The organism is Actinoplanes xinjiangensis (genome assembly GCF_003148685.1).
In the GTDB taxonomy this organism is placed as follows: domain Bacteria; phylum Actinomycetota; class Actinomycetes; order Mycobacteriales; family Micromonosporaceae; genus Actinoplanes; species Actinoplanes xinjiangensis.
On the sequence record NZ_QGGR01000006.1, the window covers coordinates 388,941 to 406,317 of the forward strand.

The 17,377-nt window shown below is 70.2% G+C and carries 16 protein-coding genes; 6 read left to right on the forward strand and 10 right to left on the reverse strand.

Annotated features, from left to right (window positions below):
* Nucleotides 1–2: 2 nt before the first annotated feature.
* The gene (locus tag BC793_RS16465) at nt 3–947 is read right to left on the reverse strand and encodes a TIGR01777 family oxidoreductase (RefSeq protein ID WP_109593384.1); all 945 of its coding nucleotides are present in this window, start codon (nt 945–947) and stop codon (nt 3–5) included.
* 269 nt (nt 948–1,216) lie between these two features.
* Between BC793_RS16465 and BC793_RS16470 the strand changes: the two genes are divergently transcribed.
* Nucleotides 1,217–3,079, forward strand: coding sequence for a ricin-type beta-trefoil lectin domain protein (locus tag BC793_RS16470; RefSeq protein WP_109593385.1), 1,863 nt, complete (start codon nt 1,217–1,219; stop codon nt 3,077–3,079).
* A gap of 272 nt (nt 3,080–3,351) precedes the next feature.
* Nucleotides 3,352–3,711 (forward strand): VOC family protein, encoded by a 360-nt coding sequence (locus BC793_RS16475; RefSeq protein ID WP_109593386.1) that lies wholly within the window; start codon nt 3,352–3,354, stop codon nt 3,709–3,711.
* Nucleotides 3,712–4,192: 481 nt separating this feature from the next.
* Here BC793_RS16475 and BC793_RS52805 read toward each other — a convergent pair whose 3' ends face one another.
* The 6 genes from BC793_RS52805 to BC793_RS16505 all read right to left on the reverse strand — a co-directional run bounded on the left by BC793_RS52805 (nt 4,193) and on the right by BC793_RS16505 (nt 8,526).
* Nucleotides 4,193–4,576, reverse strand: coding sequence for a pentapeptide repeat-containing protein (locus tag BC793_RS52805; RefSeq protein WP_158319275.1), 384 nt, complete (start codon nt 4,574–4,576; stop codon nt 4,193–4,195).
* 61 nt (nt 4,577–4,637) lie between these two features.
* Complete coding sequence (locus tag BC793_RS16485; protein WP_109593508.1) at nt 4,638–5,033, reverse strand: hypothetical protein; 396 nt, start codon at nt 5,031–5,033, stop codon at nt 4,638–4,640.
* A 376-nt stretch (nt 5,034–5,409) separates the two neighbouring features.
* Nucleotides 5,410–5,691 carry a DUF1048 domain-containing protein gene (locus BC793_RS16490; protein WP_109593388.1) on the reverse strand — a complete coding sequence of 94 codons (282 nt, stop codon included), beginning with the start codon at nt 5,689–5,691 and terminating at the stop codon, nt 5,410–5,412.
* A 1-nt stretch (nt 5,692) separates the two neighbouring features.
* On the reverse strand, nt 5,693–6,049 hold the full coding sequence (locus BC793_RS16495; RefSeq protein ID WP_109593389.1) for a DUF1048 domain-containing protein: 357 nt from the start codon (nt 6,047–6,049) through the stop codon (nt 5,693–5,695).
* Nucleotides 6,046–6,372, reverse strand: coding sequence for a PadR family transcriptional regulator (locus BC793_RS16500; RefSeq protein WP_109593390.1), 327 nt, complete (start codon nt 6,370–6,372; stop codon nt 6,046–6,048). Before BC793_RS16500 ends, BC793_RS16495 begins: the two co-directional genes overlap by 4 nt.
* Nucleotides 6,373–6,483: 111 nt before the next feature.
* On the reverse strand, nt 6,484–8,526 hold the full coding sequence (locus BC793_RS16505; protein WP_109593391.1) for a SpoIIE family protein phosphatase: 2,043 nt from the start codon (nt 8,524–8,526) through the stop codon (nt 6,484–6,486).
* Between the two features lie 228 nt (nt 8,527–8,754).
* Here BC793_RS16505 and BC793_RS16510 point away from each other — a divergent pair, with 228 nt between their 5' ends.
* The 4 genes from BC793_RS16510 (at nt 8,755) to BC793_RS16525 (ending at nt 13,868) form a co-directional block, all read left to right on the forward strand.
* Nucleotides 8,755–9,711: a sensor histidine kinase gene (locus BC793_RS16510; RefSeq protein WP_109593392.1), complete on the forward strand. Its 957-nt coding sequence runs from the start codon at nt 8,755–8,757 to the stop codon at nt 9,709–9,711.
* A 135-nt stretch (nt 9,712–9,846) separates the two neighbouring features.
* Nucleotides 9,847–11,934, forward strand: a complete 2,088-nt coding sequence (locus BC793_RS16515; RefSeq protein ID WP_109593393.1) for an ATP-binding protein — start codon at nt 9,847–9,849, stop codon at nt 11,932–11,934.
* 132 nt (nt 11,935–12,066) lie between these two features.
* Nucleotides 12,067–12,426, forward strand: a complete 360-nt coding sequence (locus BC793_RS16520) for a response regulator (RefSeq protein WP_109593394.1) — start codon at nt 12,067–12,069, stop codon at nt 12,424–12,426.
* Nucleotides 12,423–13,868 carry a DUF7125 family protein gene (locus tag BC793_RS16525; RefSeq protein ID WP_109593395.1) on the forward strand — a complete coding sequence of 482 codons (1,446 nt, stop codon included), beginning with the start codon at nt 12,423–12,425 and terminating at the stop codon, nt 13,866–13,868. The genes BC793_RS16520 and BC793_RS16525 overlap by 4 nt, the downstream gene beginning before the upstream one ends.
* An 11-nt stretch (nt 13,869–13,879) precedes the next feature.
* Here the strand turns inward: BC793_RS16525 and BC793_RS16530 are convergent, their stop codons facing one another.
* From BC793_RS16530 to BC793_RS16540, 3 genes are read right to left on the reverse strand one after another with little or no spacing between them, the layout of a single operon-like run.
* Complete coding sequence (locus BC793_RS16530) at nt 13,880–15,508, reverse strand: response regulator (protein ID WP_109593396.1); 1,629 nt, start codon at nt 15,506–15,508, stop codon at nt 13,880–13,882.
* Complete coding sequence (locus BC793_RS16535) at nt 15,501–15,938, reverse strand: response regulator (protein WP_109593397.1); 438 nt, start codon at nt 15,936–15,938, stop codon at nt 15,501–15,503. The genes BC793_RS16530 and BC793_RS16535 overlap by 8 nt, the downstream gene beginning before the upstream one ends.
* A complete protein-coding gene (locus BC793_RS16540; RefSeq protein ID WP_158319276.1) occupies nt 15,935–17,320 on the reverse strand; it encodes a sensor histidine kinase in 1,386 nt (461 codons plus the stop codon). The genes BC793_RS16535 and BC793_RS16540 overlap by 4 nt, the downstream gene beginning before the upstream one ends.
* Nucleotides 17,321–17,377: the final 57 nt, after the last annotated feature.

Sequence of the window (17,377 nt, forward strand, 5' to 3'; positions counted from 1 at the left end):
CCTCACCGGGAAAGCCGGCGGCGCGTGGCCAGGTCCGTGGCTGCGGCACGCCACCGCGGGTGGTCGAAGGTGAATCCGGCGTCGGTGAGCCGGGTGGGAACGACGCGCCGGCTCTTCAGGAGCAACTCGGTGTCCGACCTGAGGGCGAAGGCGCCGAGCTCGGCCATGTGGCGGGTGGCCGGCAGGCCGAACGGCATCCGCCAGGCCGCACGCAGGTCACGCATCAGCTCTCGCTGCGTCAGTGGGTGGGGTGCGGCCAGGTTCACGGGCCCGGTCAGGTCGTCCCGCCCGATCAGGAAACGGACGGCCCGGACGAAGTCGCGGTCGTGGATCCACGACACGTACTGCCGGCCACCGGCGACCGGACCGCCGAGGCCGAGTCGCGCGAGCCGGCTCAGGACGTCGAACACGCCGCCGCGGTCCGGGCTCATCACCATGGCCGACCGTAGGGCCAACTTGCGGGTGTGCGGAGTCACCGCCCGTTCCAGCGCGGCCTCCCAGTTGCGGGCGATCTCGACGCTGTAGGCCCAGTAGCCGGGCACTCCCTGCTCGTCGCCGCCGATCACGCCGGTCTGCTCGTCGTTGGGTGCGTCGAAACGGTGCGCATAGATCGTTGCGGTGCTCATCTGCAGCCACACCGCGGGTGGCCGGGCCGCCGCGGCGACGGCCTCACCGACCACACGCGCCGACTCCACCCGCGAGCTCATCATGGCTTCGAGGTTCTCCCTGGTGTACCGGCAGCTCACACTGCGGCCCGCCAGATTGATGACGACGTCGCTGCCGTCCACCTCGGCGGCCCAGTCCCCGAGCGTCGCGCCGTCCCAGTAGACCTGGCGAGCACCCCGCGGCGAGCGGGTCAGGACCACGACCTCGTGGCCGTCCGCGGTCAGCGCCCGCTCCAGGACCCCACCGACCTGGCCGGTTCCCCCGGGGATGACGACCTTCATGGTGCTCCTCGTTTCGGTGATCAGACGGAGCGGAGCCGACCTCCGCCCTCAGGTTGAGCAGTCGCTCAAATACGAGCATAGGCGTTTTTGAGCGACTGCTCAACCGGGGGTGGCGGTCGGCCGTGGCCGCGGTGCCTGCGGTGTTTCACGGTTTCTCCCGGTCCGGCCGCGGCGGCGGGGGCCGGGCTCATTGACTCGGTTCGATCACACCGCAAGGATTTCCGGCAGGTTTGTTAACGATTACGGTTCCGTCGAGAGGTCGCCGCCGCATGACCCGTCCCCGTTTCGCCGGCCTGGTAGCGGGCCTCCTCGCCACCGCCGGTCTCCTCGTCCCGCAGCCCGCCCGGGCGGCCCCCGCCGCGAGTGTGCAGGCGTGGTTCAGCTCCGAGTCGCGCACCGCGGGCTACGAGCCGAGGAGCGCCAACTGGTACACCAGCCCGGCCGCCGGTCTGGCCGGCACCCCGTACCAGCTCAGCAGGCAGGCCGACATCGCCACCGCCGCGGCCGCCGGCACCGCCACGATCGCGGTCGACACCGGGCAGAAGTTCCAGACCGTGCTCGGCGTCGGCTCCTCGCTGGAGGAGTCCACGGTGTTCAACCTGGCCCGGATGAGCCCGGCCGGCCGGACCAACGCGCTGCGCACGCTGGTCGACCCGAACGCCGGGGCCGGTTTCAACGTCGCCCGGATCACGTTCGGCACCAGCGACTTCACCTCGCACGACTTCTACACCTACGCCGACGGCCCCGCCGATCCGTCGATGTCGCGCTTCTCCATCCAGCGCGACATCGACTACAAGATCATCTCGACGCTCCGCGAGGCGCTGGCGATCAACCCGAACCTGAAGATCTTCGCGAGTGCCTGGTCGGCGCCGGCGTGGATGAAGAGCAGCAACTCCCTCATCACCGGCAGCCTGCTCGACCAGCACATCCCCACCCTCGCGTCCTACTACCGCAGATCGATCCAGGCGTACGCGGCGCAGGGCATCCCGATCTACGGGCTGACCCTGCAGAACGAGCCGCTGTTCGAGCCGGCCGACTACCCGGGCATGCGGGTCACCGCCGACCAGGAACGGCGGCTCGCGATCGCGTTGCGGTCCGAACTCGCCGGCCACGGGCTCGGCGCGACGAAGATCTGGGCCTTCGACCACAACTTCAGCGAGGGTGTCTCGTACGCCCAAGGGGTCCTGACCGACGACGCACGGTCCTCGGTCGACGGGATCGCGTTCCACGACTACGCCGGTGACCCGTCCGCGATGGCAACCGTCAAGGCGCAGTTCCCCGACAAGGACGTGCTGATGACCGAGCGCTCGGTCTGGGGCACCGCGGGCGCCGACCGGGTCGTGCAGTACTTCCGCAACCAGTCCACCCTCTACCAGGGCTGGGTCTCGATGCTCGACCAGAACCGCTCGCCGGAACGCTGGAGCGGCTCGCCCGACCCGACGATGCTGGTGCAGAGCACCTCCGACCCGGACACGTTCTGGAAGACCCCCGACTTCAACATGATCGCCCAGTTCTCGAAGTTCGTGCAGGCCGGCGCCAAGCGCGTCGCCACGGGTTACGGCTCCACCGGCACGGTCACCAACGTGGCCTTCGTGAACCCGGACAATTCCCTGGTCACCGTCGTGGTCAACCAGACCGCGTCGGCCCAGACCTTCACGCTGCGCGCCGGCAGCCGCCAGTTCACCGGCACCCTGCCGGCGAAGACCACCGGCACCTACGTGTGGGCCGGCGCGGGCGACGCGGGCACGGTCCCGTCCCGCACGGGCCGGATCACCGGCTACGGCGGCAAGTGCGTCGACGTCCCCGGCGCGTCGTCGGCCAACGGCACCCGGGTGCAGCTCTACACCTGCAACGGTTCGACGGCACAGACCTGGACCGTCGGCGCGGACGGCACCGTCCGCGCTCTCGGCAGGTGCCTGGACGTGAACGGCGCGTCCAGCACCAACGGCACCCCGGTCCAGATCTACGACTGCAACGGCACCGCGGCCCAGCAGTGGACCGCGGGCACCCACGGCACCTTGCGCTCCCTGGGCAGATGCCTGGACGCCACCGGCCCGTCCTCAGCCGACGGCACGAAGCTCCAGCTCTGGGACTGCTTCGCCGGCGACAACCAGCGCTGGACCCTCCCGTAACCTCCGCCCTCCGGCGCCGCCCCCACTGACATGCGGAGGCGGCGCCGGTCCGGTTCGGCGCGGACGCTCCGGCCGGTTCTGTTCGGCGCGGGCACCCCGGCCGGTTCGGTTCGGCGTGCACACCCCGGCCGGTTCGGTTTGGCGCGGGCGCTCCGGCCGGTCCGATTCGCGCGGGCGCCCTGGCGAGCGCCCGCGATTCCGGCTCCTCCGGCACCGATGAATTCCGGGAGGTCGCCCGGTCTACCTCGAAACCGGCAGACCAGGAGAACCCCATGACCTCGATCCAACCCATCGCCAGTACGCCCGACCTGCCCCGGCTGCGCGCCTTCTACGAGACGGTGCTCGGCGCGAAGCAGACCTTCCGCGTTCCCGAGGAGGGCCCCGAGTTCTACGTCGAGCTGCGGATCGGAGCGTCCACGCTCGGACTCGTGCAGACGGAGAACACCGAGATCGGTGCACCGGTGCGGATCATCCTCAGCGCCGACGTCGCGGACGTCGACGCGCTGCTCCCCACCGTCGAGGCGGCCGGTGGGACCGTGCCAGGACCAGCCAACGACATGCCGTGGGGCCAGCGCGTCGCACACGTCCTCGACCCCGACGGCAACATGCTCAACCTCACCAGGTGGCTGTAGAGCACCTCCGGAGTCAGGCCCCCGTTCGCGCATGAGCACGGTGCGCGCGGCGGTGAAGCCGCACGCCTGCGGCGATTACCGCCCGTAGAGCGGCCGGTCCGGCTCCGGCCTCGGCAGCCTCGCCCCAGGCCGCTGGTCCCCGAACGACAACTGTCGGCTGTCTCGCCCGGGGCTGGCGGTCTGCGGGCATCAGCTGTCGGCTGTCTCGCCGGGGGCTGGCGGTCTGCGGGCATCAGCTGTCGGTTGCCTTGCCCGAGGCGAGTGCTTCAGGGCGACGACGGGAGCGCACCCAACGCTTGTGTGGGTTCCTGCCATCGCTATGACCCGGTTGAACGCACGCAATCGGCGGATCGTGTGCGCCTGTGCGTGCCAGGACGAAGCAGGAGCCCACGTTGAGCGATGGGGTGCGCTGATCGACGTCGCCGGCTCTGCCGTCGGCGCCCCGATTGGGCGTCGATCATCCAGGCGGCAAGGGAAAGCGTCAAAGCCGGAACAGGCGGAGAAGCGGGGGGCCAAGGAACGGGAGCGGGAGAGAGGGAGCGGGAGAGGGGGAGAAGCGAGGAACGGCTGGAGAGACGGGAACGGTGGCCCACCAGGCATCGGCTACAGCCGACGACGCACGCCGGTGCGTCCGGCAGCCATGCCCAGACCGGCCAGCCGGCGCGGACGTGACGCCGAAAAAGCGTGCCTCGCCGGTCATGTTGCCGCCGGTCAAACTGCAGCCGGTCAAACTGCAGCCGGTCAAACTGCAGCCGGTCAAACTGCAGCCGGTCAAACTGCAGCCGGTCAAACTGCAGCCGGTCAAACAGCAGCCGGTCAAACAGCAGCCGGTCAAACAGCAGCCGGTCAAATAGCAGCCGGTCAAATAGCAGCCGGTCAGGTCACTGCCGGTGCGGCCGTGCCGGCGGCGGTGTCCGGACCGCGGGTCACCAGTCGCGCCAGGAGTCGGTCAGTTCGCCGCGATGATGGCCGCCGCGGGCGGTCAGGGCCGCGACGTCCACTCCGGCGCCGGTCAGTACCGCGTCGATGTACTCGGCGAGTTCCTCGCGTTCGCCGGTCTCGATCGCCCCGAACTCTTCGTCGGCCTGGTTGAGCCCGACCACGACCGTCTCGACCGTCGCCCAGACGGCTTCGTCGGACGTCGTGTCGACGACGGCGACGTCCTGTTCGTAGGCGGCCAGGACGGTGTCGACAGCGGTGGTGAAGGCGGGTGGCCAGAGCTGGACCGCATATGCCTTCTCCGGTGCCAGGGTGCCCGCGGCGATCTCGGCGTCCTGCTCGGCGATCTGGTTCCGCCAGCGCACGGTGGGTCTCTCGATCATGTTCCGCACGATAGCGGCCGGGTCCGACACTTCCGGTCCCCTGACGTGTTCGCGGACCACCACCGCCGCCGAGGGCCCGCGGCCTGGGCTCGTCGGCCGCCGACAGGGAGTTCGTGATGATGAAGTGGGTAGGCGCGCCTTCTCCGGTTCGGGCGGCGGGACCTGGTGGCCGTGGCCCGGTGACCGCCATGTGCCCAGCGTGCCCGGCCCGGCCGCCATGTGCCCAGCGTGCCCGGCCCGGCCGCCATGTGCCCGGCACGCGGCCCGGCCGCCCTCGTCTCTGCCGGCGTGTTGCGGCCGGGCGGTTGCCTGCCGTACCCGAAGAGCCTGACCCGCGCCGGGCCGATGACCAGGTCGTCGCCGCGTTGAGGGAACGTCAGAGGCGGTGGGTGGGGGAGTCCTTGATCAGGCCGTCGCAGAAGGAGGCCACATCGCTGCCGATGAGTTCGAGGACGTTCTTGCCGGCGGCGGCGCCCTCTTCGAAGAAGTCCACGATTCCGGTCAGCAGGCGGCCGTCGTAGAGGTCGGTGGGGCCGACCTTGAACAGGTATTTCTGCATCTCCTGGTAGACGATCCGATAGTCCGGCGGCAGCGCCTTGACCCGTGCCACGTGCGCCCGCCACTGCTTCTTGCCCTCGATGATGTCCCGGATTCCCATGTCAGCCTCCCAGCCGGCCGAGTTTGCGTGCGACGGTGCTGTTCAACTGCTCGCGCCACCGGTCGCGATAGGTGCGGGCGCCCTCGCCGCCGGCCAGCGCGGTGCAGAAGCCGGGGATGTCGTCGCCGAGCACGTCGTGCGCGCTCTGCCCGTCGGCGGCGGCCTCTTCGAGCAGCACGAGGGCGGTGTCGAAGAGCGGCAGCAGGTTGCGGCCGGAGAAGCCGGCGTACGGGAAGAGGTGGGTCCTGATCTGTCCCCAGGCCTCCCGGTGATCGTCCGGCAGTTGCTGCGCACGGGTTTCGAGCGCCTGCCATTCCCTGGTGAGGTCGCTACCGGTGACGGTTTCCCAGAAGCTCATCGCCCGCCCTTTCTGAGCCTGTCGATGCGTGTCGAGACGTACTGCCACTTAGCCCAGAACGTCGCGAGTTCCCGGCGGCCGGCGTCGTTGAGTGCGTAGAACTTGCGCGGGGGGCCCAGCTCGGACGGTCGTTTGGTCACCTGCACGAGTCCGTTGCGTTCCAGCCGCAGCAGGATGGTGTAGACGGTCCCGTCGATGACGTCGGTGAAGCCCAGGTCGTTGAGCCGTCGCGTGATGGCGTATCCGTACGTCTCCTCGGTGCTGATGATCTCCAGCACGCAGCCTTCGAGCGTGCCTTTCAGCATCTCCGTCAGGTCCTCCATAGAGGCTCCTCTCCGGTACCTCGTACCACTGAGTACCACTATGCGGTACCACCGAGTAGTGCGTCAACAGCCGTCCGCCCCGTGCCGAACAGATGAGGTACCGCGAAGAGGTCAGGGCCTGCGGGCGTGAACCGCCGGCCGGCCACCACACGCCGTGTCGACGGTGAGAGCCAGGATCGCCACGTCGTCCCGGCGCGGTGTGGGCCCGACGCCGGCGTGCAGGATGTGGTCGATCAGCGCGTGCGGGTCGCCCGCCGGCGCCGACCGGACCGCCGCGCACAGGTCGTCCATGCCCCGGTCGATCGGGTACTGCCGGTCCTCGACCAGGCCGTCGGTGTAGAGGACGAGGTCGCTGTGGGGTGGCAGCTCCAGAGCCGTGTCGTGGTAGCGGGCGCCGCGGACACCCAGCGGCGGCTGGGGCGGCAGCGGCAACCGGCGGGTCTCGTCGCCGGCCCGCAGGATCGGCGCGGGGTGACCGGCGAGCACCCCGGTCACGGTGCCGTCGGCCAGGTTCAGTTCCAGATAGCAGCAGGTCGCCATGGCTTCCGGCTCCAGTCGTAGCAACAGGTCGTTGACCCGCCGCAGCACCGCTGCCGGGCCGTGGCCGTCGACGGCGTAGGCCCGCAGCGCGTTGCGCAGTTGCCCCATGGTCGCGGCGGCCGTGACGCTGTGCCCGGCGACGTCCCCGATCACCAGTGCGGCGGTGTCCGGGCCGAGCGGGATGACGTCGTACCAGTCACCGCCGACGTCCGCGCCGTGGGTCCACGGCAGATATCGCACGGCGTGCCGCGCACCGCGCAGCGGAGGCAGCGCGGCCGGCAGCAACGTCCGTTGCAGGTCGGCGGCGATCGACATCTGTGCCTGGAACAGCAGGGACCGTTGCAGTGCCTGGGCGGCGAGCCGGCTGAACGCCATCAGGTCGGCCCGCTCACCGGCGTCGAAGTCCCGCGGCCGCGCATACCCGATCACCAGTGCGCCGAGCAGTTGGCCACCGGTGCTGAGCGGCAGGAACGCCCATGCCCGGCGCCCGCCGCCGGAGATCGCGGTGGTGGTGTCCGGCTGCTCGGCGGCGAACTCGGCCGGTGAGCGGAGGAATCGGGGCTCACCGTCCGTGCCGACCCGGACCGCGGGGTACGGGTGTGTCAACGGCAGCTCGCGGAGCCGGCTGACGACGTCGGGTTCGTAGCCGGCGTGGTAGCGCAGCACCAGCCGGCCGTCCTCGGCCAGCAACACCACCAGGCCGTTCCCGCCGGCCGACGGGCGCAGGACGGTACCCATCGCCGCGTACACCTCGTCGGGGGTGCTCGCCGCGACCAGCGCCGCGGTGACGGCCTGGAGCGCGTCGGTCCGGATCGCCGCGGCGTGGACGGCGGCCGCACCGCGCGCGAGTTGCTCCTGCTGGTCGACGTGGTCGGTGATGTCCCGGTAGGAGACGGCGACCACGTCGACGTCCACCCGGGCGATCTTCACCTCCCAGACCTGCGCGGTGCCGGGTGCGGTGAGCCGCTCCTGCCACACCTCACCGTCGTCGGTCACCTGGCACAGCGGGCCGAACAGGGGGGTGTCGCCGTCGGAGTCCCGGATCCGGCCGCCGACGAGGTCCTCGACGGTACGCCCGGCCAGTTTGGCGCCGACCTGGTTGACGTACTCGCGGGTGAAGTCCTCGATCGCACCGGTGTCGTCGCGAACGGCACGGAGCAGAGCGAATCCGTCGAACGCCGCATCGAGCGCGTCGTACAGATGCACACCGGCGCTCGCCTCCGGCCCCAGCGTCAACTTCGTCAGGTCCACGAAGCGGGCGACGAATCCGTCACCGAACGGCACGACGCGGAACTCGAAGTGCCCGGAGACGGTGGCCCGGTCGTAGTACACCGTGCGATTGAGGGGAGCACGGTCGTTGACGACCTGCCGGTACCGGGGGAGCGTGCCGTCGGTGACGGTCTCCGGCCACAGCTCCCGGTACGTCCGGCCGACCAGCTCGTCCGGCGGGCGGCCCAGGAACCGGGCGCCGGCCGCATTGAGATGCACCAGGGTGAAGTCGACGATCGTGCCGTCGGTGTCGCGGACCGAACAGGCCAGCGCACATCCATGAGGGTCGGCGTCGAGGAGGGCACGAACGTCCGCAAGGTGAGGGGTGTCCGGGCCGTCCGCCATGCACTGCCGCCCCTCGGTGTTCTGATCGCCGACAGCCTACGCCCTCACCGGGCGGCGGTCCGTCGCTGATCTGACCGGTGGGCGGCGGGGTTCGCCGACGGCGATGTCGTCGCCGGCGGCCCGGCTCGCTAATGTTGGCGGATGACGACCTCCGTGGCTTCCGGCGCATGAGCCCGGTGGCCGCGGCCGGCTGCTGGACCCGTCCCGCGTGCGGGTGGAGGTGACCCGGTGAGGACGGGCGCGGCCGCCGGGCACACCGGCTACTTCCACGAGGCGCTCTGTTACGACTCCGACGACCATCTGCTGGCCGTCGCGGTTCCGTTCCTGCTCGGCGGTGTCGCGGCCGGCGAACCCACGCTCGTCGGGCTGGGCGGGCGCACCGCCGACCTGGTGCGCGCCGCCCTGCCGGCCGGTGCACCGGTGACCTTCCTGGCCGGCGGCGCCGTCTACGCCCGGCCGGCCGGGGCCATCCGGTCCTATCGCGAACTGCTCGCCGGCCACGTCGCCGCCGGTGCCGCGCAGATCCGCATCATCGGCGAACTACCGGTGGCGGCGCTCGGCGTGACCTGGGACTGGTGGGCGCGGTACGAGTCGGCGATCAACCACGCGTACGACGAGTTCCCGCTGTGGAGCATGTGTGCCTACGACACCCGGGTGACCCCGGCGCCGGTGCTCGCCGACGTGCTGCGGACCTATCCGCGCACCGCACTGCCGGACGGCCGGCACGTCCCCAACAACGGGTACATCGACCCGGTGTCGTACCTCAGCGAGCCTCGCGCGCCGGTCCCCGATCCGGTCCAGCGGGCCGCGCCGCACGCCGACCTCGTCGATCCCACCCTCTCGGCGGCCCGGCAGGCCGTCCGCGACGCCGACCCCGGAGTGCTGCCGGATCAGGACGTCGACGATCTGATCGTGTCGGTGAGCGAAGCGGTCGCCAACGCGCAACGGCACGGTCGCGGGCCGGTGCGGATGCGGCTGTGGCGCGGAGCCGACCGGATCGTCGTCACGGTCAGGGACACCGGTGGCGGCCCCAAGGACCCGTTCGCCGGTCTGCTACCCGCCGGGGACGGCACCGCCGGTGGTCTCGGCCTGTGGATCGCGCACCAGTCGTGCAGCCATGTCGCCCTGCATCGACGGGACGACGGATTCACCATCCGGCTGACCGCAGGCAATCCGCACCACTGACGCCACCGGCCCCGGACCATCCGGCCCCTCAGCATCGGCGCTCTCCGGCCGAAGGGACAGCTGAGGGGAGCCACTCATGGCGCGATTGCTGGTTGTCGATGACGCGCCGGTATCGCCGGCTCAAACCGGTCAGCCATGACTTTCCCTCGCTCGGCCGCCCGTACCGCCGGTTTCTCGGCGTTGTATCTCGTCGCGATGTTCCTGGGCCGGCAGACGGTGATGGACGGGACGAACCTGAGTCTGGTGTGGCCCGCCGCCGGGGTCCTGGCCCTCTGGTTCGGCACCCAACGTGCCTCGCGCTGGCGCTGGCTGGACGTCCTCAGCCTGGCCGTGATCACCATGACGGTCAACGTCGCGACCGGGGCGACCGCGGCTCTGGCGGCGGTCTTCGTCGCCGCGAACCTGATGCAGGGCTGCACGTTCGCCGTCCTGGTCGGCCGCTGGCTGCCGGAGGCGCTGATCACCGGCGACGACGGCCCCGTGCTGTCCCGGCTGCGGCAGTTCTGGCGCCTGGCCGGGATCGCCGTGCTGTCGTCCGCCGCCGGTACGATGATCGGCCCGACCGGTGCATGGCTGCTGAACAGGCACCTCCTGTGGGAATCCGCAGCCGTCTGGATGACCCGTAACGTCGTGGCCGTCGTGATCGTCGTCGTCGCCGGCAGATACCTCGGCCATCCCGTCCGTGGGTGGTGGCGATGCCGCGGAACCCCGCGTACCGGGCCCGGCCCATGGCGGTCACTGCCGGCTCGCAAGCAGGCCGAGTACGTCGCGGTGCTCGTCGCCTCCGTCGTGGCCTACCACCTGATGTTCGGATTCGGACGCGACCTTCCGGCCGCCTTCGCGCTGATCGCCATCACGGTGTGGGCCGGTCTGCGGCTGAGCACCGGCTTCGTGATCCTGCACGACCTGGTGTTCGGTACGGTGGCGATCCTGTTCACCCTGTGCGGCTACGGCCCGTTCGCGCTCATCGAGTCCCAGGCCGTCCGGGCCCTGATCGCCCAGTTGTTCGTCGGGACCGTCACGGTGGTCGGGCTGTCGCTGGCCCTGTCCCGCGACGAACGCGACGCGCTCACCGCCCGGCTGCGGCAGCAGGCCCGACTGCTGACCACGGTCATCGAGTCGGTCAGCGAGGGCATCGCCGTCGTCGACGAGGAGAACGGATTCCTGGTACGCAACCCGGCGATCGAACGGCTGCTCGGCGGGTTCGACACTACCGGCGACCGGGTCCAGTCCAGCACCTACTACGGCCTGTTCCATCCCGACGGCACGCCCATCGCGGACCGGGACCTGCCGCATCGCCGGGTCTTCGCCGGCGAACGACTCGACCCGGTGGAGATGCTGATCCGCAACGCCGGCATCCCCGAGGGCCGCATCGTCGTGGTCAACACGGCACTCATGCCCGGCCGCATCAACGGCCTGCGGCATGTCGTGGTCGCCATGCACGACGTCACCGAGGACCGCCGGCACCGTGACGAACTGGCGAATTTCGCCGGGGTCGTCGCCCATGACCTGCTCAACCCGCTCGCCACCGTCGAGGGCTGGAGCCAGGCGCTGCTGGAGGACCTCGACGATCCCGGCGCTCTCACCGACGGCATCACCCGCATCCAGCGGGCCTCGACCCGGATGCGCGCGCTCATCGACGATCTGCTCGTCTACACCACCGCCCGGGACGCCGCGCTCGCCCCGGCCCACTGCGACCTCGAGAGCCTGGTCGCGGACATCGCCGCCGGCCGCCGGGATCACGCCCAGAGTGCGGGGGAGACCGTCCCGGTGTTCCGGTTCAGCGGCCTCGACCCGGTCGACGGCGACCCGGTGCTCGTACGGCAGCTGATGGAGAACCTGATCGGTAACGCCATCAAGTACACCGGGTCCGGGGTAACCCCGACGATCACGGTCACCACCTATGCGGACACGGCCGGGCCGGGGATGACCCGCGTCGAGATCACCGACAACGGCATCGGCATCCCGGCGGGGCAGCACGACGCGGTCTTCGGCAACTTCCACCGGGCCCACGTGGACGCCGGTTACTCCGGTACCGGGCTGGGCCTGGCCATCTGCAAAAGGATCGTCGAGCGCCACGGCGGGACGATCTGCGCGTCCGACAATCCCGACGGCCGCGGCACCCGTGTCTCGTTCACGCTGCCCAGCAGCCGTCTCCCAGCGCGCGCACCGACCGGTCCCCACCCGTACCGGCTGCGTCCGTCGTTCGAACGGGCGCGCTGACGGCTCGCGCGGCGACTGACTTTTCAAGGTCCGCCGTGGTGCACTCATCCCACACGTTTAGTTCCGTTTTGCGCGGATATCTGGATAGGGGCCGAGCCTGCCGGGCTTCGCCCCAGTCAACGGAAGGCTTCGGTGGGCAGGATCCTGGTGGTCGACGATGAGCCGGATCTCCGGTTCCTGCTGCGGCGCATCTTCACCCGGGCGGGCCACGAGGTCGGCGAAGCCGGCGACGGAGCGGCCGCCCTCGCCTCGGTACACGCGGCACCACCGGATCTGGTGGTGACCGACATGATGATGCCGGTGATGGACGGCGTCGAACTCATCCGCAGGCTGCGATGCGACCCGGAGACCGAGGCCATCCCGATCCTCGCCGTCAGCGGGGACTGGCAGCTGGCGGTCGGCGCCGACGCCGCACTGGCCAAGCCGTACCAGCAGGACGAGCTACTCGCGGCCGCCGACGGTCTGCTCCGGAAGGGTCGTGAGGTCCGGTGAAGCGGCTGACGACCGGGCTCGCCGACCTGGACATGATCCTCGGTGGTGGTCTGATACCGGGTTCGGTGGTGCTCCTCGCCGGGCCGCCCGGATCCGGCAAGACGATCCTGGCGCAGCAGATCTGCTTCAACCGGGCCACCGCCGAGCACAAGGCCGTCTACTACACGACCCTGTCGGAACCGCATTCCAAACTCGTCGAGCATCTGGAGGAGTTCCCGTTCTTCGACCCCGGCGGCCTCGACTCCCGGGTCGAGTACGTGCATCTGGGCGACATGCTGCGCGACACCGACGACCTCGCCCCCCTGATCGACGAGGTGGTCCGGAAGGCCCTGGACGACGAGCCGGCGCTGGTGGTGATCGACAGCACCAAGATGCTGGCCGACTTCGTCAGCGGCCAGGCACTGCGGACCGCCCTCTACGACCTGACGAGCCGGGTCGCACACAGCGGGGCGGTGCTGCTGCTGCTCGGCGAGTACACCCCCGAGGAGATGCTGACCGGAGCGGAGTCCTCCCTCGCCGACGGCATCGTGCAACTGGCGTACCAGTCCCGCGAGCCGGTCGACCGGCGTACCCTCCGGGTGGTCAAGATGCGCGGCACCACCCACCTCGACGGCGCCCACACGGTGCAGATCACCACCGACGGCTTCCAGGTGTTCCCGCGGGTCGAGTCGTTTGTGACCGACGATGTGCCGCCGGGCGCCGGGCGGGTCCCGACCGGGCTGCCCGGCCTCGACGCGCTGATGGGCGGCGGCATACCGAACGCCGACGCCACCCTCGTCCTCGGGCCCTCCGGCGTCGGCAAGACCGTCGGCTGCCTGAACTACCTCGTCGAAGGCCTGAGCCGTGGGGAACACTGCCTCTACGTCACCTTCCAGGACACCACCGATCAGCTGACCAGGCTGGCCGAGGAATTCGGCTGGGACCTGACCGCCGCCCGCGACGAGGACCGGCTGATGATCTCCCATGTGCCGGTGGGCGAACTCGAGCTCGACGTCGTCGCGGCGGTGATCCGGCACCGGCTCGCCGGCGGCGGGGTCACCCGGATCGTGATCGACAGCCTGGCCGAGATGGCTCATGCCGCCCGCGAGGCCGAACGGTTCCCCGCCTACCTGCGCAGTCTGCTCGGCCTCGTCCGGGCGGCCGGGGCCTCGCTCTGGGTCACCAGCGAGACCCGGACCTTCGGGCCCATGGAGGAACCGCTGGTCGGGCTCATGTTCCTGTTCCACAACGTCGTGCAGATCCGGTACATCGAACACTGCGCCGAAGTCGGCCGGGTCCTCAACGTCCTCAAGATGCGCCACAGCCGCCACGACAACGGCGTCCACGCCTGCCACATCACGGACGACGGTCTGGCCGTCGGTGACCGGCTCGACCACCTCACCGGGGTGCTCGGCTGGACCGTGCTGCGCGACTGCCCCGGGGAGTCATGCGTCACCGACTGACCGGGTCGGCCTCACCTCGAGCCGCTGTTGAGTGTCGTCCTGATCTGGTGCAGGAGCGTTTCCTTGCTGAACGGCTTGTTGACGATGGGCACACCCTCGGGCAACCGGCGATCACTGTCGGCCGTGTAGCCGGACATGAAGACGATCCGGATCGACGGACGGGCGCGCTGGACCGTCTCCACGAACTCCAGCACCGGCATGCCCGGCATGATCACATCCGACAGCAGCAGGTCGAACGCGAGATCGTCGTCCTGGACGAGACGCAGGGCCTCGTCACGGGTGGCGGCGTCGGCGACCGTGTAGCCGCCGCGGGTGAGCAACCGCCGGCTGATGGCGCGGATGTCGTCGTCGTCCTCGACCACGAGGATCCGCTCACCGTGGCCCCGGGCCGTGGTTCCGGTGGTGCCGTCCGGCGGGGCGGCGGTCACCGGCCGGGCCGCGGCCGGCAGGTAGACGGTGATCCTGGTACCGGCCCCGGGTGCCGAGTCGACGGTGATCGCCCCGGCCGCCTCGTGGACGGCGCCGTAGACGGTCGCCAGGCCGAGCCCGCTGCCCTGGCCGGTGCCCCGGGTGGTGAAGAACGGCTCGAACGCACGCCGCTGGACCTCCGGATCCATGCCGCAGCCGGTGTCGGCGACGGTGAGGCACACGAAACGCTCCGAGGACGGCGGGGCACCGACCGCGGTGGCCGGCACCCGGTCCGCACTCGCCGTCCGGATGTCCAGGCGCCCGCCCTCCGGCATCGCGGCGCGGGCGTTCACCACCAGGTTCATGATGATCTGCTCCAGGCGGCTGGGGTCGATGGTGACGCAGTCGAGGCCCGGCTCGACGTCGATGCCGAACTCGATGTCCTCGCCGATCGTGCGGCGCAGCAGCCGTTCGATCTGGCCGACCACCTCGTTCAGGTCGACCACCTCGGGTTGCGACGGTTGCAGGCGGCTGAAGATGAGCAGCTGCCGGGTCAGTGCCGCGGCCCGCCGCGCGGCATCCTCGATGTTCTCCAGATCCGGCCGGCACGGGTGCTCGGGACCCAGCTCGTCGAGGACGAACCCGGTGTATCCGCTGATCACGCCGAGGATGTTGTTGAAGTCGTGCGCCACGCCGCCGGCGAGTTGACCGAGGGAGTCCAGTCGTTCCGCCTGGTGCAGCTGCCGCTCCAGTTCGCGGCGCTGCTCGGCGGCCTGGACCTCGACCAGCCGGAACCGTTCCTCGCTGGTGCGCAGCGCCGCCTCGGTCCGCCGCCGCTCCTGACGGTCCCAGGCGTCGCGCAGTTCGCGCTGCACCGCCGGTGCGAGCCGGGCGAGTTTGTCCTTGAGGACGAAGTCGTGGGCGCCGGCCCGCATCAGCGCGGTCGCCGACTCCTCGCCGATCTGACCCGAGACGACGATGAACGGGATGTCCTGCCCGGTGCTCCGCAGCAGGTGCAGGGCCGCCTCGGCGTCGAACGTCGGCATCCCGTTGTCGGAGATCACGATGTCGGGCGGCCGGTGCCGCAACGCGTCGCGCATCCCGTCGGCGGTCTCCACCCGCTCGTAGTCGATCCGCAGCCCGGACCGGCGCAGCCGGTTGACCACCAGGACGGCGTCGTCCTCGCTGTCCTCGATGAGCAGCAGCCGGATCTGGTCCGGCTCGTCAGTCATGGGGCCGTCCGACCGGCCGGTTCACCAGGAGCCAGTACATGCCGAGCACGCGGACCGCTTCCAGGAATTCGTCGAACGCCACCGGCTTGCGGACGAAGCTGTTGGCGCCGAGATCGTAGGTGTTGACGATGTCGCGTTCCTCGGTCGACGTGGTGAGAACGACGACCGGGAGGTATTTCGTCCGCGGGTCCCCGCGGATGCGCCGCAACACCTCCAGGCCGCTGACCTTCGGCATGTTCAGATCCAGCAGGATGAGCGCCGGCAGCGTGGTCAACTGCCCCTCGGCCGGGAACAGGTACCGGATCGCCTCCTCGCCGTCGCTGGCGACGTCCACGACATTGGTGATGTTGTTCTTCTTCAGCGCGCGCAAGGTGAGCGTCACGTCGTCCGGGCTGTCGTCGATGACCAGGATTCTTCCGTCGACGTTCATACCTTTCCCTTCACCCGGCTCATCAGGTTGAAGTAGAACGTCGCACCGCCGTCGACCTCGGCCTCGGCGAAGATGCGACCGCCGTGGCGGCGCACGACACGGGCCACGATCGCGAGCCCGATGCCGGTGCCCTCGAAGTCGGAGGTGGTGTGCAGTCGCTGGAACGCGTCGAAGAGCTTGCCGGCGTAGACCATGTCGAAACCGACACCGTTGTCGCGGACGAAGAAGAAGGTCTCGCCGGAGCGGACGGTGCGGCCCACCTCGATGATCGCCTCGGGCCGTTTGGCGGTGAACTTCCAGGCGTTGGCGAGCAGATTCTGCAACGCGAGCCGGATCAGGTGCGGGTCGGCCTCGACCAGCAGGCCGTCGGGCACGATCGAGGCGACCGTACGGTCGGGATCGGCGGTACGCAGTTCCGCGAGCACGTCCCGGGCCATCGAGGAGATGTCCACCTCGGCGCGGTCCAGGTCGGCGCGGGTGGCCCGGGACAGGTTGAGCAGAGCGTCGATCATCCGGCCCATCCGGCCCACGTTGCGCTGGAGCCGCTGGAGGTAGTCCTTGCCCACGTCGTCGAGAACGTCGCCGTAGTCCTCCAGCAGCGCGTCGCTGAAACCGTGCAGCGACCGCAGCGGCGCCCGCAGATCGTGCGAGACGGAATAGGCGAACGCGTCGAGTTCCTTGGTGGAGGCCTCCAGTTCGGCGGTGCGCTGGAGAACGCGGGTCTCGAGACTGGCGTTGAGGCGCCGTACCTCGTCCTCGGCCCGCTTGCGGTCGGTGATGTCGGTGGAGATGCCGCAGACGGCGTACGGCTTGCCGGTGCCGTCCATGACCGGGAACTTCACCGAGATGTACGTGCGGATGCCGTCGATGCCGTCCGCGGTCTCCTCGTACTGCACCGACCGGCCGGACGCGGCGACCTTCAGATCGTTGGCCCGCAGCTGGTCGGCGAGTTCACGCGGGAACACGCCGTGGTCGTCGAGTTTCACGACCCGGTCCCGCGAGACACCGAACAGCCTCTCCCATTCCCGGTTGACGAGCAGGTACTGGCCGTTGTCGACGCGCTTCATGTAGATGTTCGATTCGGTGTTGTCGATCAGCTTCTGTAATTGGTTGTGGCTGGCCGCCGCCTCGTTCAGCGCGTCGGCGCGGGCCCGGTCCGCCCGCGCCACCACGTTCAGGCAGTACAGGCCGAGACCGCCGAGCAGGGCGACGTGCGTGCCGGTCAGAGCCGTGGTCGTCCGGTCGCGGTGCCGCCGGATCAGCACGGAGGCGAGTCCCGACGCCGCCACGACGGCGGCGGCCAGAACGCGTCCCACATCGACCGGACGGGCCTCGCGGGGATGCAGACCGCGCAGGACGGCGACCGGCGAGGACCAGGACATGGCCACGATGGTGCGGGCGCGGCCATCACTGAGATGTCTGCCCGCCGCGGCAGTCGT

Bases quoted from the DNA above. Each gene is read 5' to 3' on its own strand.
- BC793_RS16465 (WP_109593384.1), bottom strand. From the start codon at position 947: ATGAAGGTCGTCATCCCCGGGGGAACCGGCCAGGTCGGTGGGGTCCTG.
- BC793_RS16470 (WP_109593385.1), top strand. From the start codon at position 1,217: ATGACCCGTCCCCGTTTCGCCGGCCTGGTAGCGGGCCTCCTCGCCACC.
- BC793_RS16475 (WP_109593386.1), top strand. From the start codon at position 3,352: ATGACCTCGATCCAACCCATCGCCAGTACGCCCGACCTGCCCCGGCTG.
- BC793_RS16485 (WP_109593508.1), bottom strand. From the start codon at position 5,033: ATGATCGAGAGACCCACCGTGCGCTGGCGGAACCAGATCGCCGAGCAG.
- BC793_RS16490 (WP_109593388.1), bottom strand. From the start codon at position 5,691: ATGGGAATCCGGGACATCATCGAGGGCAAGAAGCAGTGGCGGGCGCAC.
- BC793_RS16495 (WP_109593389.1), bottom strand. From the start codon at position 6,049: ATGAGCTTCTGGGAAACCGTCACCGGTAGCGACCTCACCAGGGAATGG.
- BC793_RS16500 (WP_109593390.1), bottom strand. From the start codon at position 6,372: ATGGAGGACCTGACGGAGATGCTGAAAGGCACGCTCGAAGGCTGCGTG.
- BC793_RS16505 (WP_109593391.1), bottom strand. From the start codon at position 8,526: ATGGCGGACGGCCCGGACACCCCTCACCTTGCGGACGTTCGTGCCCTC.
- BC793_RS16515 (WP_109593393.1), top strand. From the start codon at position 9,847: ATGACTTTCCCTCGCTCGGCCGCCCGTACCGCCGGTTTCTCGGCGTTG.
- BC793_RS16530 (WP_109593396.1), bottom strand. From the start codon at position 15,508: ATGACTGACGAGCCGGACCAGATCCGGCTGCTGCTCATCGAGGACAGC.
- BC793_RS16535 (WP_109593397.1), bottom strand. From the start codon at position 15,938: ATGAACGTCGACGGAAGAATCCTGGTCATCGACGACAGCCCGGACGAC.
- BC793_RS16540 (WP_158319276.1), bottom strand. From the start codon at position 17,320: ATGTCCTGGTCCTCGCCGGTCGCCGTCCTGCGCGGTCTGCATCCCCGC.